This window comes from Pseudoalteromonas sp. KS88 (assembly GCF_004766475.1).
Taxonomy (GTDB): domain Bacteria; phylum Pseudomonadota; class Gammaproteobacteria; order Enterobacterales; family Alteromonadaceae; genus Pseudoalteromonas.
On sequence record NZ_PYHV01000007.1, the window covers coordinates 103,353 to 129,361 of the forward strand.

At 41.7% G+C, this 26,009-nt stretch carries 15 protein-coding genes; 2 read left to right on the forward strand and 13 right to left on the reverse strand.

The genetic code is table 11. The annotated features are described in order from the left end of the window. Nucleotides 1-260 precede the first annotated feature (260 nt). Nucleotides 261-3,413 carry a DEAD/DEAH box helicase gene (locus tag C7Y70_RS04055; protein ID WP_135473470.1) on the forward strand — a complete coding sequence of 1,051 codons (3,153 nt, stop codon included), beginning with the start codon at nucleotides 261-263 and terminating at the stop codon, nucleotides 3,411-3,413. A 5-nt stretch (nucleotides 3,414-3,418) separates the two neighbouring features. Here C7Y70_RS04055 and C7Y70_RS04060 read toward each other — a convergent pair whose 3' ends face one another. The 7 genes from C7Y70_RS04060 to C7Y70_RS04090 all read right to left on the reverse strand — a co-directional run bounded on the left by C7Y70_RS04060 (nucleotide 3,419) and on the right by C7Y70_RS04090 (nucleotide 12,032). Continuing rightward, a complete protein-coding gene (locus C7Y70_RS04060) occupies nucleotides 3,419-5,461 on the reverse strand; it encodes a transposase (protein WP_135473471.1) in 2,043 nt (680 codons plus the stop codon). Nucleotides 5,462-5,506: 45 nt separating this feature from the next. After that, complete coding sequence (locus C7Y70_RS04065; protein ID WP_135473472.1) at nucleotides 5,507-7,351, reverse strand: hypothetical protein; 1,845 nt, start codon at nucleotides 7,349-7,351, stop codon at nucleotides 5,507-5,509. A 78-nt stretch (nucleotides 7,352-7,429) separates the two neighbouring features. Then, the gene (locus tag C7Y70_RS04070) at nucleotides 7,430-8,134 is read right to left on the reverse strand and encodes a hypothetical protein (protein ID WP_135473473.1); all 705 of its coding nucleotides are present in this window, start codon (nucleotides 8,132-8,134) and stop codon (nucleotides 7,430-7,432) included. 498 nt (nucleotides 8,135-8,632) lie between these two features. Next, nucleotides 8,633-9,730 (reverse strand): HNH endonuclease domain-containing protein, encoded by a 1,098-nt coding sequence (locus tag C7Y70_RS04075; RefSeq protein ID WP_135473474.1) that lies wholly within the window; start codon nucleotides 9,728-9,730, stop codon nucleotides 8,633-8,635. Further along, complete coding sequence (locus tag C7Y70_RS04080; protein WP_135473475.1) at nucleotides 9,727-10,326, reverse strand: class I SAM-dependent methyltransferase; 600 nt, start codon at nucleotides 10,324-10,326, stop codon at nucleotides 9,727-9,729. The genes C7Y70_RS04075 and C7Y70_RS04080 overlap by 4 nt, the downstream gene beginning before the upstream one ends. A 450-nt stretch (nucleotides 10,327-10,776) precedes the next feature. Then, nucleotides 10,777-11,268, reverse strand: coding sequence for a DUF417 family protein (locus C7Y70_RS04085; RefSeq protein WP_099293557.1), 492 nt, complete (start codon nucleotides 11,266-11,268; stop codon nucleotides 10,777-10,779). 206 nt (nucleotides 11,269-11,474) lie between these two features. Continuing rightward, nucleotides 11,475-12,032 carry a TetR/AcrR family transcriptional regulator gene (locus tag C7Y70_RS04090; protein WP_167850788.1) on the reverse strand — a complete coding sequence of 186 codons (558 nt, stop codon included), beginning with the start codon at nucleotides 12,030-12,032 and terminating at the stop codon, nucleotides 11,475-11,477. A gap of 552 nt (nucleotides 12,033-12,584) precedes the next feature. On the opposite strand from C7Y70_RS04090, the gene C7Y70_RS04095 reads away from it, so the two are divergent. Beyond that, nucleotides 12,585-14,090, forward strand: a complete 1,506-nt coding sequence (locus tag C7Y70_RS04095) for a DUF2235 domain-containing protein (protein WP_135473477.1) — start codon at nucleotides 12,585-12,587, stop codon at nucleotides 14,088-14,090. A gap of 4 nt (nucleotides 14,091-14,094) precedes the next feature. Here C7Y70_RS04095 and C7Y70_RS04100 read toward each other — a convergent pair whose 3' ends face one another. From C7Y70_RS04100 to C7Y70_RS04125, 6 genes are all read right to left on the reverse strand, one after another. Next, a complete protein-coding gene (locus tag C7Y70_RS04100; RefSeq protein WP_135473478.1) occupies nucleotides 14,095-14,838 on the reverse strand; it encodes a transporter substrate-binding domain-containing protein in 744 nt (247 codons plus the stop codon). A gap of 141 nt (nucleotides 14,839-14,979) precedes the next feature. Beyond that, on the reverse strand, nucleotides 14,980-17,613 hold the full coding sequence (locus C7Y70_RS04105; RefSeq protein ID WP_135473479.1) for a glycosyl hydrolase family 18 protein: 2,634 nt from the start codon (nucleotides 17,611-17,613) through the stop codon (nucleotides 14,980-14,982). A gap of 65 nt (nucleotides 17,614-17,678) precedes the next feature. Further along, nucleotides 17,679-19,292, reverse strand: coding sequence for a lytic polysaccharide monooxygenase (locus tag C7Y70_RS04110; protein WP_135473480.1), 1,614 nt, complete (start codon nucleotides 19,290-19,292; stop codon nucleotides 17,679-17,681). Between the two features lie 66 nt (nucleotides 19,293-19,358). After that, a complete protein-coding gene (locus C7Y70_RS04115) occupies nucleotides 19,359-22,535 on the reverse strand; it encodes a glycosyl hydrolase family 18 protein (protein WP_135473481.1) in 3,177 nt (1,058 codons plus the stop codon). 424 nt (nucleotides 22,536-22,959) lie between these two features. Further along, nucleotides 22,960-23,148, reverse strand: coding sequence for a ribosome alternative rescue factor ArfA (locus C7Y70_RS04120; protein WP_135473482.1), 189 nt, complete (start codon nucleotides 23,146-23,148; stop codon nucleotides 22,960-22,962). A gap of 165 nt (nucleotides 23,149-23,313) precedes the next feature. After that, on the reverse strand, nucleotides 23,314-25,851 hold the full coding sequence (locus tag C7Y70_RS04125; RefSeq protein ID WP_135473483.1) for a TonB-dependent receptor: 2,538 nt from the start codon (nucleotides 25,849-25,851) through the stop codon (nucleotides 23,314-23,316). Between the last annotated feature and the right edge of the window lie 158 nt (nucleotides 25,852-26,009).

A 26,009-nucleotide genomic window follows, 5' to 3' on the forward strand; every position in this document is an offset into this window, starting at 1 on the left:
GTATTCGCCCAACTTACACATCCCTGTACGCTCCCCAGTTCGGGTATCCATACCCTCTCGTTCAAAACTACGTTTTTCACCCATGGCGAAGTCACAGCTTAACGCGCATCCATGCGCTGCTATTACTCATCATTAATTCAATTTCGGGTGTGATCACGGGGAAGTTGTCTTGGTAGCAGTCTTTAATTCAATAATGAGTTAATGCTTGTTTACATTGCATTTTTTAGTAAACTGAATGCTCGCAAACAGGGAGCGATTTAATGCAGCAAATTGGTATATACGAGCAGTTGATTACGCAAGTAATTAAGCAAAATTTAAATCGCGATCAATTTTATGTCGGTGAACGACAGCTTGAGTCAGCTGAGGCGGCTACGTGGCTTTCGCGTTTTTTAGGCAAGTTGGTTGAACATGCCATTGATGCAATCCCTAATTCAAGCGAGCGTTTGCAGGAGCAAATTAACCTCGCAAACAACCTTGTGCTTTGGCTTAAAGATCATATCCGCGATGACGAGCTGATCAACGAAAACCTTATCGACAGCCAAGGCCGTATTCTAACCGCATTATTTAATACCCAAAATCCCATTGCTGCAAATCTTAAAGATTACTCCAAAGATATATTCCCGCTAACAGGGCTTACTCAAAGCGAATTATTCAGCGGGGCGAATGCGGGTATATCGCTCGAAACCGAGCTAAAACGCGAGATTAAATCGTCAGACACTATTTACTGGCTTGTCTCATTTATAAAATGGACGGGGCTGCGTATTTTTAAAAACGAACTTGAAGCCTTTACCAAAAGCGGCAATAAGCTCAAAGTTATTACCACCTCGTACATGGGCGCAACGGATGCTAAAGCGGTGGAGTTTTTAGCAAACCTACCAAACACTGAGGTAAAACTTAGTTACAACAACCAGCAAGAGCGTTTACATGCAAAGTCATACTTGTTTATGCGTAATACGGGTTTTCATACCGGTTATATTGGCTCGTCTAATTTATCGCATTCGGCGCTTACCAGCGGCCTTGAGTGGAACTTAAAAATTACCGCGCAAGAAATCCCGCACATCATAGCAAAAACCAAAAGTACCTTCGAAACCTATTGGCAATCGCCAGATTTCGAGCTATTTACTGGCAAAGCTGAATGTAAAGAAAAGCTCATAAATTCACTTAACGAGCAACGCGGTGTTGGCCAAGCAAGCAGCCAGTTTTATTTTGATATAACACCAAAAACCCATCAGCTCGCAATCTTAGAAAAGCTAAGCGTTGAGCGTAGCGTGCATAATCGCTTTAAAAATTTAGTGGTTGCCGCAACGGGAACTGGTAAAACAATAATATCGGCGTTCGACTTTAAAACCGTTTACGACAAAAACCCAAACGCCCACTTTTTGTTTGTAGCCCACCGTGAAGAAATACTCAAACAAGCGCAAAGTGCTTACCGTGGTGTGCTTAAAAACAACGACTTTGGTGAGCTGTGGGTGGGTAACTACAAACCACAGCGTTACAACCAATTATTTGCGTCAATTCAAACGCTGAATAGCCAAATTAAATCGCTGAATTTAACGCATGATTACTACGATTACATAGTGATAGATGAAGTACATCACGTAAGCGCTGCAAGTTATCGCGCTATTTTAAATCACTTTACGCCCGCAATATTACTTGGCTTAACCGCAACACCAGAGCGACAAGATGGCGCAAATATACTTGATGATTTTTGCGGCGTAATAGCCGCTGAAATTCGCTTGCCAGAGGCAATAAACCAACGCCACTTATGCCCATTTCAATACTTTGGCCTCGATGATGATACCGACCTAAGCCAAATAACATGGCGCGGTGGCCGTTACGATATAAGCGAGCTAAGTAACCTTTATACAGGAGAGAACAGCCGCGCAAATAAAATTATATCTAGCCTTGACGATATAGTGACTAATGTTCACAACATTAAAGCGTTGGCATTTTGCGTAAGCCAAAAACACGCAGAGTTTATGGCCTCTAAGTTTAACTTAGCAGGCATAAACGCCGATGTGCTGACCAGTAAAAACACTAATGAGCGCGCGCTCAAACAGCAAGCACTGCGCCAAGGCGAAATACAAATACTGTGTGTGGTTGATATTTTTAACGAAGGTGTCGATATTCCAGAGGTCGATACCCTGTTATTTTTACGCCCAACTGAGAGCCTAACGCTGTTTTTACAGCAACTCGGCCGTGGCCTGCGCCTGCCCGACAACAGCCAAAAACAGTGCTGTACCGTACTCGACTTTGTCGGTAATGCCCGCCCAGAATACTACTTTGCCAGTAAGTTCCGCGCATTGATTGGTAAAAGTAATCAACCAATTAAAACCGAGATCGAAAACAACTTCCCGCACTTACCACTGGGTTGCCGTATAGAGCTACAAAAGCGAACACAACAAACAATATTAAAAAATATTCAGCAAGCTATAAACTCTAAACGCCGTTTACAGCAGCTGATAAATAGCTATCCACAAGATACTAATGATGCGCTTACGCTCAGTAATTTTTTACGCATAAACCCGCAAGTCACGCTTGAAGATATATACAAACCAAAAGATAAAAAGCTCGGCGGCTGGCACTGGTTAAAAGGCGATGAAATACCAACACAGCAAACCGACATTTACGCCGCGTATTACCGCGCTATAAACACCCAATTACTCGGCTGCGACTCGCTCAGTTACTTATGCTTTTTACGTGATTTATGTAACAACGACTTTAGTTTTACGCCAATAGCGCAAAACCAACAGTACGCGCTTATGGCGCATTACAACTTTTGGGATACCACTGGCACAAGTTTAGGGTTTAAAACACTTGAGCAAAGCTTACAAGCACTTAAACACCAACAGTTACAGCAGGAACTTGCTCAAGTGATTACGCTGTTAATAAACCGCATTCACCAGCAGGAAAGCGATTTAACATGCCTACCTAATCACGCAATAAAATTACACAGCCGCTACACGCGCCAACAAATACTCGCCGCGTTTGGCGCTCACACGTTTGAGCAAAAGTCATCTGCTCGTGAGGGTGTTCTTGTATTTAACGACCAAAACCTTGAGCTACTATTCGTCACTCTCAATAAATGTGAGAAAACCTACTCGCCCACCACGCTATATCACGACTACGCAATTAGCCCCTCCCTGTTCCACTGGCAAACGCAAAACAGCGCCCGCCCAGAACACGGCCGCGGCCTAAGCTATATTGAGCATCAGCAAACAGGCAAAACCATATTGTTATTTGTGCGCGAGCAAGGCAAAGACGAAAACGGCCGAACTATGGGATTTGTAAACTACGGCGAGGTTAAATATCAAAGCCACAACGGCAGCCAGCCGATGAATATAACGTGGGAATTAACCAACCCCATGCCAAGTGAAATGTGGCATGAGGCTGGGAAATTGGCGGTTGGGTGATAAAATCAAGAAATTTTTCTTATGTAGTAGTCGTGTCTATCTTGAATGTGGCTTTCTTTAAATGCGCCTTTTATTGCTTGCCTTAAAAAGACTTCTAAATCCTTTTGAGTTAAAATAATAACTAAACCAGCTTTATTTTTATTTGCAATATTTGAAATATGTTTTAGATATGAGTCTTTATCTTCGCCTCTGAATGCAATGATTCCAAAACGCCCAAAGTTATCACTTAAATAATATTGAAGTTGATGAAAATCATCGGACTTTAATTCATTATAGTTTTTACACTCCCAAACAACTTGGGTTGCCCCATATTTGTTTCGCACCATTTCCCAAAAGCCACCTGTAGCTCGGTTTGAAGCAACCCAATCACGAATTGCTGAACCGTCATATGTTCTTTCACTCGGTTGCACGTTTGTAAGAGATCTAAAAAAGCATAGTTTGATAATATCACCAACAATCTTTTCGAAGCTTTTAGCCCCTTCAGTTCCTAATGGTAATTTGCTTAACTCATCAAGGGTATCCTCTAAAGCCTTTTTATAATCATCTAATTTAAAACTTTCTGGTAAATCCTCTAAAATACCTTCATTTTTTAAAGTAGTGCTAGCTTTTAAATCAGATAAAAGAATAGTCCTCAAATTAAGCGCTTGATGATAAGTCGGATGAATTTCAAAAATAGAGTTATTATCTATGGCTGGCTTTGCATTTGAGTCTTTACCTGACTCCTTATATTGTATTGATTTTCTTCTTTTTATGCCCAAGAAACCTATCCCATAGAGAAGCTCTACAAATCTGTATGGCGTCGTATAGTCAAAAATCCAGCTATTACAATATTTAGCAATAGATTCGTTTACAATTATCTTTTGAATAAAATCTTCAAGCGCATTTAAAGTATATTGATTTCCTAACCCATAAAAGTGCTCTAGAATTAAACTAATGTTAGGGTAGTTCTCAGCGTACTCATCACCTAAATCTTTTAAACGACTTGTGCTATAGCGAACAGAAGCCTCATCCAAATCACTAGCTAATACTTTGAGGTTTCCGTTATTTATTGCATTATCTATTGCGTAACTTGTAAGCATTAAAACATCTCGTGGCCTATGCTGACAGAGATCCATGACTTTTTCTAATGACGATACATCATTTGTGTCATCAAAAAAGTAGCTCCAAGCTTCACCTCCAAGCTTTGGTTTCGTATTAAAAGGTTTAACTAATCGACGCTCGACTAACTCCTGCAATTTAACTTCTGTCCAATCCAAAAAAACAGAAGATGTTTCCAAGCGAGAAAACTCGTTATCAATTGAGCGAATACGATCATATATGTTTTCTCTAATAAATATGTAAGGTCTCAGAAAGCTTGTTGTTGCTCTTAACCTAACAGCCGCATGCATCATCGCCATAAGACATATTATTGCAGATTGTGAACCATCCCATGACTCATCTAAACGATCTATGAGTAAAATAAATTCATAGTTACCATCTACAGCTATACTATTTGCTTCATTAATTATATCTTTACTTCTTTTTATTTGACGAAGCCATAACTTATCATTTTCTTTTGTAAATGCTTCAAAAATTTCTTCCGTTAAGTTCAAAATTCTAAGATCAAAGTCACAATCTTCTATCAACCCCCGCTCTCTTCTTATAGAATCGTAGCATCGATCAAACTTAAATAAATTTTGCTCACTCCAAGTCTTAATGACTTCATCCACTAACGCCCTCTCCATAGAATGCATCAAAGACTTGAAAGGTCGCTGTCTAGTATCTAAAAACTCATGATGTTCCAATGGTAAGTTCAGTAAATCAAAAATCTGAGGCGTTATGTGTATTGTCCGCGAAAACTTTCTTTGAACCTGATAAGTTATGGCGGTTTTACCTGCTCCTCTTCGGCCTACAAAAAAACAGCTATCACCATCAGGATCAATTGAAGTCAATGTTGAAGGTGTGGTGACAAATAAATCTGGATCATTTCGAATAATGTCATATTCAGCAAATGACTGACCAATCTTTACTCTTTTGAGTGCATCTTTTGGTAACTGAATTCTACTCATAGTTTTACCCATTAGATAAGGTTAATTAATTTGATATTTTCTAGTTTAAATATTCTTCGCTATTAATTCAGCTTTCAACAAACCACCTTTAGTCAGTAGCTTAGGCGCGAAACTTGGGTTACGTTTTGACTTATAAGCATCAAGTATTAACTTAAGTCCATGTGCTTCGAGTAGCGAAATATTTACTTCGGTATCCATCTCAGCTGACTCGATAAAGTCATCGGAAAAGCTGGGGGCAATTATCAATACCTGTGCTACACGTTTCCCCTGATTTTCAGCGCGTGTTACATAGGCTTTTACTTGGCGTGAAGTTGTTGAGTATTTTGCAAAGTCACCATTTTTACAGGTTTTTGCTTCACCAATAATTATGTCGTTATCGCTGAGTGAAATTACGATATCCGCTTTATCTTTAGTGGTGTTTAAGTCTTTTCGGAGATCTTCATCAATATTAAGTTCTAATATTTCAAAAATAGCTTTTGTGACTTCTTCAAACTTAACGCCAATGTCAGCTTCAATTACATCAGCGCCCGCCTCTCTTAGCGCGTTAATATCACGACGAGCTAGTGCATCATAATTTTCAATCAACTTATCTGTCGCATTGGCAAAGCTCTCTAAAATAGCAAAGCGTGGGTTGCCACGCTTAGATAAGCCCATACTGTCGCGAACTTCTTTTACTTCATCATTTGAGAGTAAATATAAAATGTCGTGTGGTGTGATACTCAAAGCTCGAAGCTTTTCAGTGTCTATTACTTCGTTAGCTTCGAGTTCAAACGCTTCCTTTAACACAGCCTGCATTGTTGGGAAGTGTTCTTCTAATGTTTTTAGTAGCTGTTTAAATCCACTAGCGCTAAGTGAATCAAACTCTTTTTCTGTTGCACCTGATAGTGATGACAATATCAGACCAATGCGCTCATCTAAGGTTGTGCCTAGTTTGTCGGTATCAATTTCTAAATCTTGTATCAGCTGCTTTAGCCTGTCTTTACGCTGATTTTGGTTATCTTCTACGTTATGAAGATCGTCTGATAATAATTTAGCAGCGCTAATACCTGAGTGGATAATTGTTTGGATTTTATCAGTTCGGCTTACGCCTCTGATTTTACGACCATGTGCTTTAAGTGCATTTGAAAGCTCGGCATCAGTGCAAGTTCTTAATATCCTTAGAACATATTTATCAGCTAAATCTTTGCCTTGAATTTCATTCAGTAAGGTAACTATTTCATCAGGAATAAATACTTCTTGGCGCTTTTTACTGATAAATACCAATCCTATATCTCTTAGGCTATTTAAAGCATCTAATACACCATTTTTAGGAATAACATCAACTAAGTGCTCTACAGCTGCACACTCATCTGTAGTTAGATTTAACTCATCTGCAAGCACATTAAGAATACTGCGTTCATCATCGGTAACTTTGGCATCACGGTTATTTTTTTCGTCATTGAAATATGCTTCTTTCATACAAGCGTGATAAATTTTTAGTGCTCGATTTCTTTCTAAGAAGCTCTCACCAGAGCCTTGATGAATACATTCTTTTAATTCTTTTGAAAGCGTAGATAGTTCAGCCCACTCTTTTTCATAGAGCGACTCAATCCAGCTTATTCTGGCAACCCCGTTGCCGTCACGACTTAAAATATTAACCAATAAGTTTAGCTGCGCTGTACTCATTAAAATCTGTTCTTTCACAGAGACTTTAAAAAATTCACGAACGGTATTAAATAACTGAGTTATTTCGCTACCTGATGCATTTTTTATTTGGCCATCAATATTATCGATTGTTTTAGCTAATGTTTTATTATTTTTTGCAGCGTCAGAGCAAAGGCGATCGAGGCATGAAATGAATTTAGATTTTTCGACTTGGTTAACAATGGATAAAACTTGGTTGAGTTTCATATTTAGAGTCCTTTCTTATTATGTGGTTACTAAGCTAACAGCTATTTGTAATTAGAGCAATTTACATTCAGTTTCTGTTCATTTTTTGTGTTCTGAGCTTCTATAATCAATACACGTATTTGGAATTGTAATTGTTGTTTTTCCATCATAAATAGAGTGATAAAGCGTAGAGCTTTTGATGTTAAAGAAAGGCCCTGAGAAAGACTTTGTAACAGAGTCACACTTTATTTTTATATTGCTTTTTACTGTGCTTTTATCACTTTTCATTAACTCAATTTGAGCATCAGCATATCCAATAAGGTATGCAGCATCATTTTTAGCAATTATTGTAGCAGGTACAATTGCAGCGAATAAAAAGACAAACAGTAAGTACACTACAACAACAATGTTGATGCCACAAATTTGAACTTTATTAGGTTCATTATTCTCTAAGGGTTTTATTAAATCTTTTTCTGTGTAAGTTTTGTTTCGTTTTTTACTGACCCCAAAATTATAAAGCCTCTTCTTCAAAAACCTTAAAAAGCTATTATTTATAAAAATGGCAATAAGAGCTATTACAAAGCAAAATAGAATGAAAAATATAGATGAGGGCTTCAAATATATTGACATTGTATGAGAAAGCACCTGCTCAATGTTAAGTGGGTAATAATCTTCATCAACTTTTAAATAAGATAGATATGTGGAGTAATAGGCTGTACCTTGAATAAATAGAAATATGGTTAACAGCCAAATATACTTCTGTAAAACATCTAACGAGTTCGTTACTATTTTTGATAATTTCATTTCATGTCCATATAAACACTAATCTACCAACACACTCCAACACCCCGTGATCACACCCGAAAGTTATAAATTGATGAGTAATCACTTGCATGGAGGCAAGTTAAGCCGTGACTGGCACATGGATGTGCCTTACACGGCGCTTACGTTCACATCAATTTTTAACTTGAGGACACAGTGTGATCTTCGGGGCGCCGTGGGGTTCCAAGGGGCGGTCGGCGGCAGCCGCCCCTTGGTTGCCGCCAGCAATCTGGCAAAACCTCAAATAGAGGTTTTTAATCCCTTTCCAAAACCATAAAAAATCACGGTTAAAACCAGTTCCCACAAAACCAATAAATTACATTGACGCGCTAAAGCACGACCTACAATTAAAAAACTCGATGTAAAATCAAGCCTACGGCACGACCTACAATTTAAAAGCTTCGCTTTTCGCGCGAGCAAGCTCTGCGCCTACAAGTTAATGCGCGAGGTAAACTCCCGCCTACAAACCAAAATTCACGCCTATGCGTCATACCTTGGCTTACCTTCCGCCACTAAACTAAGCTCTGCATCTCTATTAAGATATAACCCCGCACCAGCGGCTTGTTCAAAACTATCTTTCGCTAACCAAAGCTTAGCGCTATTCGCCTCTGCAACTTGATATGCCCAATCGCTCACTGAGCGTGATTGTTCTGTATCGCATTGAAAGTACGCACTTAGCTCGTTACTAATAATTTGGCTGTTAACAACCAAATTTTGGTTTTGCCAGCGCTCGCGGTGAAGTTGCGCAGCTAAAAAGTTGCTTTTGCTCTTATTACATTCACTGTGAGCTGCCACAAAGTTGTGGCCTAAATCGTTTGCGTAGCGGGAAAACGGAATAAAGTGATCAACATCGGTTGTGCTGTTCAGGGGTTTTTGACAATAAAAACAATTACCGTGTTGTAACTCGATTAACACAGGTTTTACTTTGCTCAGTGCATTACGGTCAAAACTGAACAAAAAATCATGCAATTCACTCGATGGGCCAATTAACGTTTTATTATAATTAATGCTTTGAATTTTCTGAAGCCAACCACTTTTAGCTAAATACGTTACTAAATCATAAAAACGTCTAAAACAGCCAGCAATACCTGGATTTAAAGTGATGTAATCATGACTATTAGTATGTGGATATAAAAAGCACACATCTTGCTTTGATAGCTTTTGTAAACGCCAAAGTGGCTGCTTCTTTAAAGTTTTTAACACTTCTCTATGGGTCGATTTGTAGTACTTGCTCTGTTTTAATTGCTGTAAATGTGTAATATTTTTTTGCTGGCATTCATAAAGTAATGAAATCACTCTAGACTGTGTGCCGTTGTTTTGTTTTAGTAAGCCGTTTTTGCCGCTCTGTTCTGACGCAAACGGCACGGCGTGATGCCAATATAAAACAATAAGTTTATCGGCTAAGGTGGCTAAATCTATTTTCAGCTCTGCTTGGTCTGATACCAGCGGTTGTTCAACACATACATCAGCCAACGCATGCAATAACGCAAACTTGTACGTTGCACTAAAATCACCTTCCACCAGCATACGCTGTATGTAAGTAATAAAGTCGAGTTGCTGCTGCATTGCGCCAATCATAAAACGGGCACTGCTTTAATTAACGCATTGAGCCACACTTCACTTTCACGCTCTGGGCGCTGATCAACACTTTGCCATTGTTTTATTATTTTAAGTTCAGTGTGCTGAGTAATCAGCGAGGTTAAACCCGCTTCGTTTAAGTCTGTAAACTCACGACCGTTATGTTCCCGCTCAGTGTCGCCGTATTTAAACGACACATACAAAACCCCATTTGGTTTTAGCGCGTGTTGTAGGTTTAAAAATACTTGGGGTAATTCGGTTTTAGGCACGTGCAATAAGCTGGCGCAGCACCAAATACCCTCGTATTGGTTGCTGCAATCAAGCTGCTGAAAGGTTTTAACTGCAACGGGTTGTTGTAAGTAACTGCTAGCAAGTTTTGCAAGCTCTGCGCTTGCATCAAACGCGCTCACGGTAAAGCCTTGCTGTTTAAAGTACGCGGCGTCGCGGGCAGAGCCGCAACCTGCATCTAAAATATGGCCGTGTTTAGTGATAAGCGGTAAAAACTCATTATAAAGGGCCGACATATCAACATTAAGCGTTGAGTCGCTAAAGCTTTGTGCGTTTTGATTGTAATAACTGAGTGTTTTATTTGACACTAATCTTACCGCTCCATGGCTAACAAATAATACTTAACTACTAGCTTGTTAAGCTTTGATTAAGTTTAACCCTAACCTAACATAAAAATGTATTAAAAACATAGGGTTTTCCGATGAGTACCAAGTACATAGGCAGTAAACAGTACAAAATAAGTATTTAGTCTGGGTTGCATTTAGGTACTAGGATTAGCTTGCTGCTTTGTTTTCTCATTTACCCGCATTCACTGCTCTTTGTGCAAATTGATTTTAAGTAAAACGCGTCAGCAAGCTTAACGTCTATATTGCAGAGAACGCGCAAAGTAGTGCTAGGGTTATTTCGAGGCGCGTCGCGCGGTTCACGCAGCTGGTTTTTACCTTGAATGCTATTTATCTTACATTGTTAGTTTAATTTTACGCGCCAATAAAAAAAGGCCCCTTGGGGCCTTTAGGTAACATCACTTACCTTTAACGTTAAGCTGATTTAGCAACCAATGCCTTTAAGCTGTTACCTGCTACAAATAATGACGCTGCAAATAAGCCTATGTCTTTTAGTAAAAACTCACCTACAAAACTCAGTACTGGGAAGCCTGCATCGCTTGTGATACCCGGTAAAAATACCATCATACTGATTGTGACTGTAAATAACGCCATCGACAGTACACCACCAATCACCGACAACGCAGGATTCACAAAGCGGCCAATAAATAATAAACCGATGATGATCTCAAGGCTGCCTAAAAAGTTAACCATACCCTGCTTTGAAAAAATAGCGTACATCCACGATACCAGCGGGTTATTCGCAATCATGCCGTACATGCCCTCGGCTTGTCCGGCACTAAACTTGATGCCGCCAAACCAAATATAAATAACGCCAAGAGTAATATAGATTAACGGCAAGCCTGCTTTTTCAAGTTTGTTACCTAGGGTTGCTAATGTGTTTAGTTGTGTTGTTGTTAGGCTCATAACGGGCTCCAGTGTATTTTGCAATTACATACCTACTAGTAGGTAGGTTTATCGGTTAAAATTTTTAGTACTTCTTTGCACCCGATTAGTTTTGCTGCTAGCGCAACTAACCGAGCGTGTATTAACGACACCTGTTTTAGCTTATGTATTTTACAGGTGTTTATAATCTGTTTACCGCCACAATTAGTGGCTTTTTTTACTTAGCGTTAAGCCACCAGCATGCTTATACTTGCCTCGCAAGTTTGCTCAAATAGCCCTTGATGTTGGCCTCGGTTAAGCATAAGTGCGCCTTTTATGGCACAACAAATAATAACGGCTTGTTGGTAAGGTGTTGCCTTAAACGAAAACTCACCGTTTTGCTTACCCTGTTCTAAAATACGTGAGAGTATTTGTAACTCTAAACCTGCCAATTTATTTACTTGCTTTTGCAGTGGCTCGCTCATCAATTGTAAATCTGTTTGCATGGCGTAAATACCACACATTTGCTGTTGTTCTGCGCAGCTTTCAAAAATCGCAAAGTAACCTTTTAGTTGGTCTACCGCGTGCTGCTTAGTTTTAAGTTGTGAGTCTAGCTGCGCTAATGCATCACACTTTTGCTGACAATACGCCAAACCCAAATCAGCTTTTGAAGGAAAGTGATGATGAATACTGGCTTTGGTAATGCCCAATGTTTTTGATAAATCTGCATAGCTAAAGCCATTAAACCCCTTGAGTTGAATTAGCTCATTAGCGTGTTGCAAAATAGTTGTGTATGTCGTGTTCATGGCAAGCATATTACCTACCAGTAGGTAGGCTGGCAAGTTATTTTTTAATCATGTAACAAAAAAAGATCGCGTTGATCGTTTAAGATCTTGTAATCCATAACTAAAATAAATAATAAACTGCCTATAGCCAAGTGCCTTTTGCTACCCTGTCATCAGATTTTTATTACACCATTGTGGTTTGGTTGAGTATATTTAGTATCACATTTTTGTTTACTCTGTGTGCACACGCTGCTTTATTGTGCTTTTAAAGCCTGTGTTTGTGTAAAAGTAAGCCACCACTCTTTTATTCGCATGCGTGACCAATCTGTATGTATTGCCCTATATTGTTGGCTTTATTTGATCATGCTTACAGCAAGATGCGGGCAGTTAAGTATTAGGCGCTATTTGTTATGTGCTTTTGTACTAATCATCGTCGCGAGTTGTTTGGTATTTTTTGGCAATACTGCTTTGTGTTGGCGCTGAATTTAATTATTTATCGCTGTCCTTAAAAAATGTCTTCAAAGCTTAATAAAAAGGCTATATTTTGTATCAAACCACATAAGGATTGATGCTATGACGGGTAAAACGCTGATTTTCAATTTTGATGGCACAGGGAACGAACCCCGTGATGCGGAGCAATTTAGTTCTGAGCATTTTAAAGAAGATGCCAGTATCTCAAATATTCTCAAGTTGCATTTATTATTAGGTGGCACACTCAATAACGAGCCCGCAACCGAGTTTGATAGCCAGCTTAGTTTTTACTACCAAGGTATAGGCACACAAGGCAGCCGTTTAAAACGTTTATTAAATCAAACACTGGCACCACGTGATGACGATGTTGCCAGTATTTTAAATCACGCCATGAGTGATTTTAAAACGTATTACCAAGCGGGCGATTGTGTGTTACTAACGGGCTTTAGCCGCGGCGCGGCGTTGGCTCGTCGGTTTGCTAAGTGTCTTGAACGCTTTTTAACCGACCAAGTTTACCTGTGTGTGTTTGACACCGTTGCCTCGATTGGCCTTTCTAAAATGACTAAAGCCACGCGTGGTGCTGAGCACGTTATTTTTGAAAACCATACCCTTGCTAACAATGTGAGTGCTGCCTTGCATTGCGTGTCGCTTGATGAAAAACGCCGTGCTTTTGAGCCAACTTTAATTAATCATCAAGCTCATGTTGATGAAGTGTGGTTTGCCGGTGCGCACTCAGATATAGGTGGAGGGTATTACCGTGATGGCCTTGCCGACATTTGCCTTCGCTTTGCTATTGAGTGGTTGCTCGAAAAGCCCTTGCCTGTGGGCTTTATTACCAACCAAGATATTGATTATGAGTTGCTCTTTCCAAACGTTAAAAATGCATTGATTGCCCAAGACGATGTAACCGTCACGCCAGATCCATTAGCACTTAGCCACCAGCAAAATTACTTTTGGTTTAACCCATTTTTTAAACTTGTTGATCGGGAGTGCTGTGTATTGGTGAATGAACAACAAAGTGATATACCGCCTGTGGTTCATCATAGTGTGGCAAAACGGATTCATCATTTAACCAGCTATCGCCCTGAATCATTAAAAAGCGTGAACTACCAGCTTTTATACAGCGATAACACGACACTAAATTTTACCGGTTTGAGCGCCCATATTGCTCTGATGAATCAAAATATGGCGGTGTTAAAAATAGACCAAAGTCACGATGTAGTGGTGTTTGCGTCTGAGCAGTATAATGCAACGGGCTTAATGCTTGAGCAAGGTGCAACTTACCGTTTTACTCCCTACCCTGATCAATACTGGTTTGATGATGGGGTAAAATGTACTGCTGCTGGCTGGCACCGTGATAACGTAAAACTAGGGGTGAAAGAAATCCCTATGGCACTGCTCGAACCCTTTAGGCGTTTACCACAATCCCCATGGTTTGCTTTAGGTGGCGCAATTGATTTCACTGATAACGACGCTTTTGAGATTGCCGTCGGCGGCGAGTTTAAAATGCACCATTCAGGCGAGTTTACGCCTTTTGCTAATGACTTAATGCGTTTTTATGGTGCTAATGCGGGGAAAATAAAAGTAAAAGTAACGCGTTTAGGGTAAGGCTTTATTGCGTGTAGTGATTGATAATGTTGGTAATCGGTGTTTCGAGCTGTTTAATTGCATCATCAATTTTTTGGCTATGTGCTGTGCTCACTGTTTTATTACTAAACATAAAATGAATAGGGTTGTCGTTTACAATATAGGGGTGCAGTGTAATGCCTTCAATATTTTTCTCCGCCATTAAATATAAGCCGGAAACTTCGTCGTCTATCATAAAGTCGACTCGTTTTGCTTTTAGCATTAACAACCGTTGATTAATCATTTTTACTGGCACGATAAGGCTTTTATAGTCTGTTTGTTGACTTAACTGTGCAAACTCCTCGCCGTAATAGCCTCCGCTGTTAATCACAAAAGTTTTGCCGCTGTGCATTAAGTGTTGCAGGTCATGTTTTACAAACGCGCTGTTTTCATACCAAAATAGGCGCATGCGTTCTCGCCTGTAGGGCAGTGAAAAATGGCTGTACTGTGCTCTTTCGTCGCTATAACTTGCCGCAGGTAATACATCAACAGTGCCTTTTTTTAGTTCCACTAAGCCTCTAATTGATGAGGGTAATAATACAAACTGGCTACAAAACCCCGCTTTTTTTAGCACTAGGCGCGTTATATCTATATCAATGCCACTGAGTGTTCTCTCCCCTTTAAATACAAAAGGAGGCCATGGTTGGCCAATACCTACTTTGAGTGTTTTTTCACACGCAAGGCTAAGGGGTGCTAATAATATAAAAATAATACACAGATATTTAATAATGAACTCTCTGCATTGCTTCGTTTATTTTATAAGTATGCAACAATCTGGCGGAAACACAAAAAAAGCAGCTTAAAAGCTGCTTTGAATAATTGAGTTACTTAAATTGCCACCTGAGAGTAGGTCAGGTGGCCTTTGTTTAAATTAAAGTAACTTCCATACGTCAGCTGAGCCAGGCTCGTTTCCTTGAGTCCACCACTTAGCTTGGTATTTGTTGCCGTTGTGAGACACTTCATCACCGCTGTTATACACACCAGATGATTGCCAAACAACACTGCCTGAACCATCTACAGGTTGAGTTGTTGCTTCCCATACGCCGCCTAAATCAGGACGGTTACCTTGTGTCCACCATTTTGCTTTGTATTCAACACCGTTATAAGTCACTACATCGCCACCTACGTATACCGCAGCTGCATCCCAGCTACCTTTTGGTGGTTCTGTTGTATCTGTGTTTGTTACCGTTACAGTAAAGCTTTGTGATGTGCTTAGTTCACCATCGCTCACAGCCACCGATACGGTTAGGTTGGTATCAGCTTCAACGTTACCAGCCTCTAAACTAACGTTTGCTCCGCTGCCTACAAGTGTTAAACCTGCTGGCACTGTCCATGTGTATGAAAGTGCATCGTTTTGTGCATCAGTTGCAACAACTGATACGTTAGCAGATGCGCCTTCTTCAACACTGACATTAGCTATTGCATCAACACTTGGCGCGGTGTTATCACCACCACCTGTTGTAGGTGCAATTACGTTTACGGTCACGTCGCGGCTTACGGTTGCTTCGCCATCAGATACACTAACCGTTACAACGTACTGTGTATCAACCGTGACAGCTGGTGCTGTAATCACAAGTGATGCACTATTTTGGCCAGATACAGCTAATGCACTGTCTGCTGCCCAGCTAAAACTTAGTGGGTCGTTGTCAGCATCGGTTGCAGACGCTGCTACGGTTACACTTTCGCCAGCGTTTACAGACACTGTTGAAGACACAGAAAGCACTGGCTTTTTGTTACTTGGTGGATTAACCACACCGCCTAAACCATCGTGCATTGCGTTAAGGATGTCGCCATTATCAGCATCGATTTCCCAAGCGAATAAACCACCTAGGTTATATTGATTAACATACGCACCTTTCGCAAGAACTGAGCGACGGTTATCATAAGTGATCAACTTACCGGTGCTACGGTTCCACACATAAGCAGCTTCTGCCATTGCATCATAACCGGCTTCAAAACCATTAATACCTTTTCCTGATGCGCCAAGCATGTAGGTTTTAATGCCTTTATAATCGATAACACCATCTTCCCAAACGCCTTGCGCTGTTGAGCCTTTTAATGGCCCATTACCTGGTGCCGTCATCGGGTTACCATCAATTGTTGTGTTTTGTGGGTAAACACCTTCCCAACCACGGCCATACATTGCTGCGCCAACAACTATTTTTTTAGAATCGACATTTTGCGATAACAGTTCCTGAACGGCATTGTCTGTTGTGTAGGCAGGGCCTTTGTAAGGCACTCCTTCACCATCGACACCTGTACCATCGCACTGCCCAGGGCGGAAATGTGAAGAACAGTATAATGCTGCTTGATGACCAGTTACATTGCTCCACGCGCCGTAATAGTCATAGGTCATAGCAAAAATATAATCCATGTACTGGCTAGCTGCTTGATAATCAACATCTTCCGTTTTGTCGTAACCTGCACCGATTGCAGATGTTAGCTCGTATGTACGACCTGTTTCTGCTTCTAGCTTATCAAGCATCGCACGTAGCTCTTGCATTAATGCCACATACGCAGGGCCATCATTTACCGGGTCGCCCAAGTTAGGGTTAGCACCTTGTCCGCCTGGGTATTCCCAGTCAATGTCAACACCATCGTAGAATTTCCATGTTCTTAAAAACTCTTCCATTGACGCAACAAACGTGTCGCGGTTTGCTTTATCAGTAAATGAAGCAAATGGGTCTGATAAAGTCCAACCACCCACTGAAGGTAGAATTTTTAGATCTGGGTAACGTTGTTTAAGCGCCATTAACTGCGAGTAAGTACCACGAATTGGGTCTTTTGCATCAACACCTGGCAGTGCTTTTTGTACTGCAGCCCAAGGGTCATGAATAACCACTTCGTAATCTGCAGAGCCGGCACAAGCTGTATCAAGCGCACGCTTAGGACCACCTGTTAACGAAGCATTTTCACCACAGATTGGGATAAAGCCGTATAGAATGTGGCTTAAGTTTTGTGCTGGCATATTGGTTACATCGTAATCGCGGCCATAAATACCCCACTCGACAAAGTAAGCGCCCGTTACTAAGCCTTCTTTTGTGCCAATATCACGGTTATTAGGATCATAATCCATTGGTAATGGCGCCAAGTGACCGCCATCAGTATCAGCAATAACAATAGGCTTGCCTTCACTGCGCGCACACGTAGTACCGCCTTCACATAGCTCTACATACATTGTATGACGGCCTGCTTTGTTATATGGGAATGTGATAGTGCCTTTTTTGCTGCCTGCTGCAAGTGCGCCTTCATTGACTAGCATGTCATCAAAATAAACTTTGTAGCTATCGCCACCGTCACCACTCCAGGCGCTCCACTCAATATTGATCGTTACTTCATCAACGCGCGAAACAAGTTGCTTGTATGAGCCTGTGCCCTCTAAATCAACTTGTACAAATGAGTACTGTTGTGGCTCCCAATTAATGCTTGGTGTAGATGGTGCAGCAGATGCTGTACTTGCAAATAAAGCAACACCGATGGCTGCGCTTAGTTGTTTGATATTCATAGGTCTCTCTTATCCATTATTTATGTAATTATTTAATAAGTTTGAACTGCAAAACTTAGGCTTTATTAAAGTTTGGTCCATACATTGGCTTGCCCTGGCGTATCGCCCTGAGTCCACCATTTAGCGCGATAGCGCTGTCCTTGATACGTTACTTCTGCGCCAGCTTGGTAGGCTTTGCTGGTATTCCAAGTGTCTGCTGTGTCAGCTACTGAGGCTGATTCCCATGCCGCTGAGGTATCTGGTTGCTGGCCTTTGTTCCACCATTTAGCGGTGTAAATCACGTTAGCAAAACGGGCTTTATCGTTTGCTTGATAGATCTGAGTGCTGTCCCATTCAGGTACTGTTGGATCAACAGGGTCAACCGGATCGACCACCGGTACATCGTTAACCGTGATACTAAAACTGGTTTGGGTACTTAATTGACCATCCGATACAGATACTGCAATGGTGTAATCGGTGTTTGCTGATACCTCTGAAGTGGTTAAGTTGATGTTGGCACCAGAGCCTGTAAAGCTTAGCGGTGTAGGCACTGTCCAGCTGTAAGTTAGCTCACTTTGCTCATCATCAAAGGCATGCAGATGAATTGCTGTTGTGGTGTTTTCATCAACTACGAGGTTATCTGGGGTATGTACAATGGGTGCGGTGTTTGTTGGCGCACCTTGCACACTCAAGGCATAGGTATAATTTGCATTGCTGCTGTACACTTGGTTTATCAGTACGTCGGTTGCATCAAACGTAATGTCGCCCGCTTGGTTTTGCACACCAATTTGCACTAAATGCGCGTAATCGAGGTTAAGCTGCTCAGCCAATGCTTGTTGCCAATTTGTTTGATTGTCGGCATTGATTTTAAGCTGTTGGTTGATCACCTCTTGGCCTGTTTCGTCAAATAATCGCGCCCATACGGTGTCGCCTGCAATGGCGTTTTGCCCTTGGCGAACAAAATAACCGACGCTAGTCCACGAATTTGGATCAGTCGGGCCTGCGTCATTTACTATGTTGATGTCGCTACAGTTATAGAAGCCTTCACCGACCACATCATTACGTTGCCAACGGCTATATAAAATGGCCTCGCCGCTGCGGTCTTGCGGAATTGCAACATTCATTTCGTAGTAGCGTTTACCATCGGGGTCTTTAACAACCTCAATGTTGTCGTGCTCTTGTACTAGCTGTAAGTCTTGCCAAGTTAGTACGTCAGTTGCGCTATTGAAGCTTGGCTTGGTAATGTAAAACTGCCAAAAGCTTGGGTTGTGCGGGGTTGATGCAAGGTAACGTATTTGAATATCACCATTGGCATTGGGCACTACATCGCTACGCTGAAAGTGTGGTGAGGGTAAATCCATACCACGCTTTGCGTTATCGCCACCGGCACATAAAAGCCCATTCGGTACTTTTGCCTCAACTGCGGCTTGGTTTAGATAATCAGGGGTATTAACCGAAAACTCAATTTCTTGTACAAACTGTACGGTGCCTGATTCTAAATAAGCAGCACGACATGCTAAGTTTGGAATACTGCTGCCATCTTCTGGCCACCAATAACCGCCATCTGCTTGGCAAAATGATTGGCGGGCTTTGGGGCTGTCCATGTAACCATGCGCATTAACATGTGCAGGCGCTATGCTCAGTAGCACAGTGCTGGCAATTGCCGAGAGCGACAATGTGTTTAATTTGATTGATGTCATTGTGTTGTCCTCAAAAAGACTATATTTAAGGGTGAGTGAATGCTCACCCTCTTTTATTGTTATTGTTTACAAGCTACAGCTTTTGCTCCAATCGGCAGTGCCTGGCTCTGAGCTGGTCCACCATTTGGCTTTATACACTGCATTGTTATGCACCATTAGATCGCCGCCAGCAGCATGGCTAGGGTTGCCTGCCCAGTCGGTTTGAGGGAAGTTTGGATAAACCGCAATATCAGCAACGGCTACACCTTCACACGTACCTGATGTGTCACCGCCTCCATTACCGCCGCCTGTGTCACCACCACCATTGCCTGGGGTTGCATCTGGTAGCATTGGGTATTCAGCTTTGAATGCGTAAGTTTTGCCATCTTTTTCAATGGTGAAGTTACTAGGTCCTGTGATTGGCATGTAGTACATCACTTGCGCATTTACGGTTGCACCTGCACTAAAGTCTTTTGGTTGACCGCCCCATTCATTGTTCAGTGTGATTGAGAAACGGTGGAACTCGTTCTCAAAACCGCCAATATTATTACCCGCTGCGTTCGATCCATTTACTTCTACTGCCATGCCCAGTTTTTCTTGTGCATTCCAGTTAGATTTAAAAATAGCTGAGGTTGATACCGGCACATCAAATGAGATTTTTGCACCACTTAAATCAAGACTTGAGTTATTAGTAAATGCAAACGTTGGGCTGATTGGGTAGTTATCATCGCCAATTGGGAAGTCTTTTGCTGTAAATGTTACATCTACTGCTTCCGCAGGCACTGTGAAGTTTGGATTTCCACCATGTACATCATATGCAACACCGCTTTGATTAAACTTGTCGTATGCTAATGAAGTTAATGTAGAACCCATGAAGTACTCGCCTTTGGCTGAGTCATAGTCAAAGTCACCTGCCAGCTCCCAAAACATAATACCGCCAAGGCCATTGTTGATAACGTAATCAACCTTTGTTGCCATCGACTCTTCATCTTCTATCGAGAGGAATACTTTTTTATCTGCGTTCCATAACCAAGGGGCTACGGCAACGCTGTCATAGTGACGAGTATAAGTACCCGTTAAGCGGTCATCAGCGTCTGTATCAGGTGTTAAGCCATACACGCCTAAATACGAGCCAACAATACCGTTTTCAAGGTTTTTAACATGCCATAGTGGGTTTGAACCAGCTGGCATTTCTTGCCCTGCATCGTTCTTATCATGCCAAAGGTTATCAATGCCTAACGCACCATTACCGCATTTGTTTTTCTCACCTACGCCAGTACCTTTAGCGCAATCAGCTTGGTTTGGTAGCGCCGCTTGGCCCCATAAACCGTTTGTTCCGCCTGATACATCTTTAAAGCCACGAGTGTAGTAAGGTAAACCAATATTGATACGACCTGCTGACATCGCACCACGGAAGTAACGCACTGCCCAATCAGTATTTAAATAACCAATGCCTTCAAACTCTTTGGTGCCGTATACATTCCATTGCGCAAGCTCTGAGTCTAACCCAGTATCAAATAATGCCGCGTTATGGCCTACGTGTGAGTTCCATGCGCCGTGTAAGTCGTACGACATGATGTTAACGTAATCAAGGTATTTAACAGTTTGGAATGTTTCCATACCGCGTAGCAAATAACCTGAAGATGGGGATGCAATCGTTAGTAAATAATGTTTACCCGCAGCCTCACCTGCACGGTCTAACGCCTCACGTACTTTTTTCATTAGCACTTGGTATGAGGCATTTAAACCACCACGACGTGCGTTTGAAATTGGGAAGTCATCAGGATGGCCTGAGTCATTCATTGATGATGGATATTCGTAATCGATATCAACCCCATCAAAACCATATTTTTCAATAAACTCAACTGCACTTTGCGCAAATGCATTGATACCTGCATGGTTAACTGAACCATTAGCATTGGTGGTCATGGTGTAAAAACCACCGCTTGCAACACGGCCTGTTTCATCGAAGTAACCGCCGGTTTCAGCCCAACCGCCCACAGATATGAGTGTTTTTACATCTGGGTGCTGTTTTTTGTATTTGTTTAACAGGTTAAAGTGACCTTTGTAGTTAAACTCTGGGTCCATTTCTGCGCCAACTACGCCCGGCCATTCCATATTAGTGGCAGGGTTATTTACTGAAGTAGGATCGCCAATAGATACTTTGTTGTTTGCATCAACATGGGCAAATGCATAGTTGATGTGGGTGATTTTATCCCACGGAATATCGTTCACTAAATAGCTGGGTTGACCATTAGCGCCATTACGCCAGCTAGTAAAGTATCCAATTACACGGCGTGGATGATCTGGGCCCATGATCTCACGACCATCTGCATCATAGATTGTACAGTAAGGCGTATTTACACCGGGTGTTTGATACAAACCTTGGGGACGACAATCACTGCCCGCAACTGGGCCGGTATTTTCGTCAACAACCGTTAATACTTTTGTTACTTGCGCTGTTGCACCGTCGTTATCGGTCACTGTTAGGGTGAAAGTTGCCTGACCAAGTGCCGTTGCTTGCCATGCAAAACTGCTCTGTGGTGAGCTTGATTGGTGAACATCCACCCCGTTTGCTGCAAAGCTTAGAGCCGTTACTTGGCCATCACTATCAGTTCCAGAAAGTGCAAACACCACCTGCGAACCAACAACCAGTTGATCCGGTAGCGTGCTAAATGAAATAGCAGCAACGGGTGCTTGATTTACAGGGTCAACTACAACGGCATCGCTCACACTAATTGTTTGTGTAATTTGTGGTGATTTTGCGCCTTGATCATCTGTTGCTACCGCACTAATTTGATGTGAACCAGGGGTAGCCTGCCAATTTGCACTAAACGGTGCTGTGGAATCAACCAGTACTGACGTGCCATCAACAAAAAACTCAACATTGGCGACTGTGCCATCAGCATCTGTTGCTGACGCCGAAATGACAACGCTGTCTTTATCGGCAAATTGAGAACCTTCAGCGGGGCTCAAGCTGGCTATAACAGGGCTTTCATTTTCTGTGACAGCGCTGTCACACTTACCCAATAATTTCCACTCTTGCCAGTCGCCAGCATTCTCCACAGGATTAGATTGCGTCCACCACTTGGCTTCATACGCGTTTCCTTGTGACTGAACTTGGCTTCCGCCAGTGTGTGTTTGACCTGATTGCCATGACGTCAGCGCGCTACAGTCAACTGCTGCATGCGCACTTAGGCCAATAACGCTAAGTGATAGGGCACTTAACTTAAAGGCATTTATTAGTATATTACGTGAGCTCATCTGCTCCTCCGCCCAGGGGTTAAAAATAACATTTATTTTACAACTACATTCAAAATTAACACAGTTTACATATACGTCAACTTAATATTAGAAAATAAAGGTACAAAAACCACCCTTTTTACAATCAAAAAAGGTTAAGCCCAAGTGAAAATCCAACCCTAAAGTATCAATAATCGCATTTGTATCTGCAAATTTTGTGTAATGTGACACAACCAAAATGAACACTATATTAACATTAAATTAACGCCGCATGGTGAGTGTTTACGCGGGCTGAAGCTGGGGTTTACGTGAACGTAAAGGGTACAAAGTGAGGCCGGATTTTATTTTATATAACCAGAAAGCCCCGCATTAGAAATAATTTATCTAAGCGGGGCTTTATTAATTTTTATGGATTGGCAAAAAACCTTATTTGATTACTACTTTTTTAAGCAGCCATTAAATAAGACTCTCGTCCTATGTGTTTGTTGTTTCGGCTGTAAGAACCTTTGCCTTTTTTAGCTTTCACAACTTGTGGTTTGAACACTTTTGATGTGACTAATGCGGCTAATGCGTTATCACGGATGACGCCACGACCGGTGTCTAGCTTACTGTTTGTTTTTACTTTTTTACTCATATCTGACCTTTAAATTTAAAAAGTATTTATGTGCATATGCACATAAATTGAAATGGCGATTGTAGGCGTTAATTTCAACAGCGCAAGCATTTTAAATACATTTTAGCGGTTTATGTTCGAAAAAAAGCGCAGTAGATACTGCGCTTAAAATTATGTAGCGAGTGATTAAAAGCTAAAACTCACTTTTGCATAATAGGTCATGCCATCAAAGCCATAAGGCAAAGCCCTTACGGGGTATTTGAACGCTTGGTTAGTTATAAAATCAAGTACTTCATCTTGACCTAACTCATCAGGCGTCACATCAAATAAGTTATCTACCCCCATGTTTAGGCTGAGTGACTCATTTAACTCATAGCCAACATTTACATCAACTAACACCGCCGATTCCACAACACTGGTGGCTTTAAACTCACCCGTAGGTGATAACTCATTAGGTAAACCAATGTGATCATTACCAAAGTACTTCACATCAGTCTCACCATAGTAGTTGAAACGTAGCATGGCACTTGCTGCATCTCGCTCATAATCAAATGTTAACGTGCCGCGTTCACCTGGCTGACCATCCGTTAAAAAACTACGTTGAATATCATCTAAGGCAATACTTTGTGGTATGCCAGCAGGCGCATTAACATTATCGATTTCGGTTGTATTTAAGTTACCTGCGAACGTTGCTGAAAAATTACCGTCGTACAAATCTGTACGGTATGAGGCAATAATATCAACCCCTTTGGTGGTTGAGTCTACTGAGTTTGAGAAATAAGCAGCTTGGTCGGCACCTGTTTTAGCTAATGCAGCTACAGCCGCAGGGCTAAAGGCAACATCGCTTGCTGATAAGAAGCTACCCAATGTAATACGGTCTTGTATAGCGGTGTGGTAAAAATCAACTGTAAGTGACATTTCACTGCTTACATCATAAACAAAACCAAAGCTGATATTTTCAGAGCTTTCTAAGGCTAAACTTTCAACCCCTAATGCTGCTGGGAATTCAGAGCCAGCAGTGGCAATAAACGATTGCTCAAGTACACCGCCAGCACCTAAATTCGTGGTGTAAGCAGTGTATGCACTTTGCTGTAATGACGGTGCTCTAAAGCCGGTCGATAGCGCACCTCGCACAGCAAAATCATCTGAAAATTCATAGCGTGAGGCTATTTTACCAATTAGGTCATCACCCGCATCTGAAAAGTCTTCATAGCGTAATGCTGCACTGATATTCCACGCATCTGTTAGCATTGTTTCAGCATCAATATAGATGGCATAACTTTCACGCCCTTGCTTATTTGACGCTTCAGGACGAAGCCCGTTGTATGCTTGGAAGCCGCACTCTGCAAATTGATTTGAATCGTTTACCGCAGGGTATGAAGTGTCCATGTTTGCCAAACCACAGGCATAGGATGCTTCAGCGCCTGGCACTATTTGGTAGTTCTCTTCTCGGTATTCTGCACCTACAGCTAAATATATCGGCTCGCTTGTGCCAATATCAATAATACCATTAAGGTCTGCATTGATAGTGGTTTGATCAAACCTAAACCCACCTGAATACCCTCCATTTGGGCCTGAATTTGCAGCGATATCGGCATCACTCGCATTGGGGTTATTAAATAGGTATTCAGCCGCGTATGAGGCATTTAATGTATTTCGTGATGTGAAGTCATATTGGTTTTCACCATACACAGCGGATACGTCGTAGCTCCAATCCGTATTTAAGTCGCCTTTGACCCCTAGCGCAACTGAAATATCCTGCGCTTCATTATAAATGCGTGGTAAAAACCCATCGCTGTAAACTTGAGTTACGTTTTTAGCTGCGGCATCAAAATTACGGTAAAAACCATTGCCCAGCGCGGTGCGCTCGGAGTAACCACCAAATGAATAAAGTTCAACATCGCCCATGGGTAGCGCCATGTTGTAAAACAATGATGTGAATTCACTATCTGCATTACCCTGCCCCCAGCGTACGTCATCGGATAAGGTTCCGTATGGCACATCTGATGAGCCTCCAATGTCTCGTTGTGCGCGGTTAGTTCCGTCAGCATCACGATACTCAGCGGAAAAATTAATAAAACCGCCTGCATCTGAGATATCAAAACCACGGTTTACACCAATGGTTAACGTATCACCATCCCCTTCTTTAGTGCTGCCCATTTGGACATAACCTTTGGTAATACCCGTTGAATCATTTAAGGATAAATTTATTACGCCTGCAATGGCGTCAGAGCCATACTGAGCTGCGGCTCCATCACGTAAAACCTCAACCCCTTTTAATGCTGATAATGGAATAGCGTTCATATCTGTACCGGCCGCACCTGCTCCCACGGTGCCAACTAATCCAAATATTGATTGATTATGACGACGTTTTCCATTTACGAGTACAAGGGTTTGATCAGGCTGTAGACCGCGGAGAGTCGCGGGACGAAATAGGTCGGAGCCATCCGATACTTGGGTACGCGAGAAGTTAAATGAAGGAGCCGTAGCTTGTAAGCTTTGACCCAACTCTGTGAATCCACCTTTGTTTAGCGTATCCGCATCGATTAAATCAATTGGCGAAGAAGACTCGGTAACTGTGCGGTTTGATACACGAGAGCCCAATACGGAGATTTGTTCTATATTTTTTTCTGCTTGAACTGGCTGTTCTTGCGCTATTACAGCCGGGGCGCTCATTGCAAAGGCAACTGCCACTGCTAGTGAGCTAAAACGAAATGTTGTCATACTGTGTTCGACCCTGTAATTCACTGACTCATGGATTGCGGCACGAGTGAGCTAATTTAAAATTATTGGTTTAGTTCATCATTTAGTCACGCTAGATACGTAACTTGAATAATGCCTTACCAAGCATCCTAGCAATATCTGTCTCTAAAAAGAAACAC

Excerpts from the sequence above, each read along its gene's own strand:
- C7Y70_RS04090 (WP_167850788.1), bottom strand. The coding sequence starts at position 12,032 with ATGAACACGACATACACAACTATTTTGCAACACGCTAATGAGCTAATT.
- C7Y70_RS04070 (WP_135473473.1), bottom strand. The coding sequence starts at position 8,134 with ATGAAATTATCAAAAATAGTAACGAACTCGTTAGATGTTTTACAGAAG.
- C7Y70_RS04065 (WP_135473472.1), bottom strand. The coding sequence starts at position 7,351 with ATGAAACTCAACCAAGTTTTATCCATTGTTAACCAAGTCGAAAAATCT.
- C7Y70_RS04095 (WP_135473477.1), top strand. The coding sequence starts at position 12,585 with ATGACGGGTAAAACGCTGATTTTCAATTTTGATGGCACAGGGAACGAA.
- C7Y70_RS04120 (WP_135473482.1), bottom strand. The coding sequence starts at position 23,148 with ATGAGTAAAAAAGTAAAAACAAACAGTAAGCTAGACACCGGTCGTGGC.
- C7Y70_RS04055 (WP_135473470.1), top strand. The coding sequence starts at position 261 with ATGCAGCAAATTGGTATATACGAGCAGTTGATTACGCAAGTAATTAAG.
- C7Y70_RS04105 (WP_135473479.1), bottom strand. The coding sequence starts at position 17,613 with ATGAATATCAAACAACTAAGCGCAGCCATCGGTGTTGCTTTATTTGCA.
- C7Y70_RS04060 (WP_135473471.1), bottom strand. The coding sequence starts at position 5,461 with ATGAGTAGAATTCAGTTACCAAAAGATGCACTCAAAAGAGTAAAGATT.
- C7Y70_RS04085 (WP_099293557.1), bottom strand. The coding sequence starts at position 11,268 with ATGAGCCTAACAACAACACAACTAAACACATTAGCAACCCTAGGTAAC.
- C7Y70_RS04075 (WP_135473474.1), bottom strand. The coding sequence starts at position 9,730 with ATGATTGGCGCAATGCAGCAGCAACTCGACTTTATTACTTACATACAG.
- C7Y70_RS04115 (WP_135473481.1), bottom strand. The coding sequence starts at position 22,535 with ATGAGCTCACGTAATATACTAATAAATGCCTTTAAGTTAAGTGCCCTA.
- C7Y70_RS04125 (WP_135473483.1), bottom strand. The coding sequence starts at position 25,851 with ATGACAACATTTCGTTTTAGCTCACTAGCAGTGGCAGTTGCCTTTGCA.
- C7Y70_RS04110 (WP_135473480.1), bottom strand. The coding sequence starts at position 19,292 with ATGACATCAATCAAATTAAACACATTGTCGCTCTCGGCAATTGCCAGC.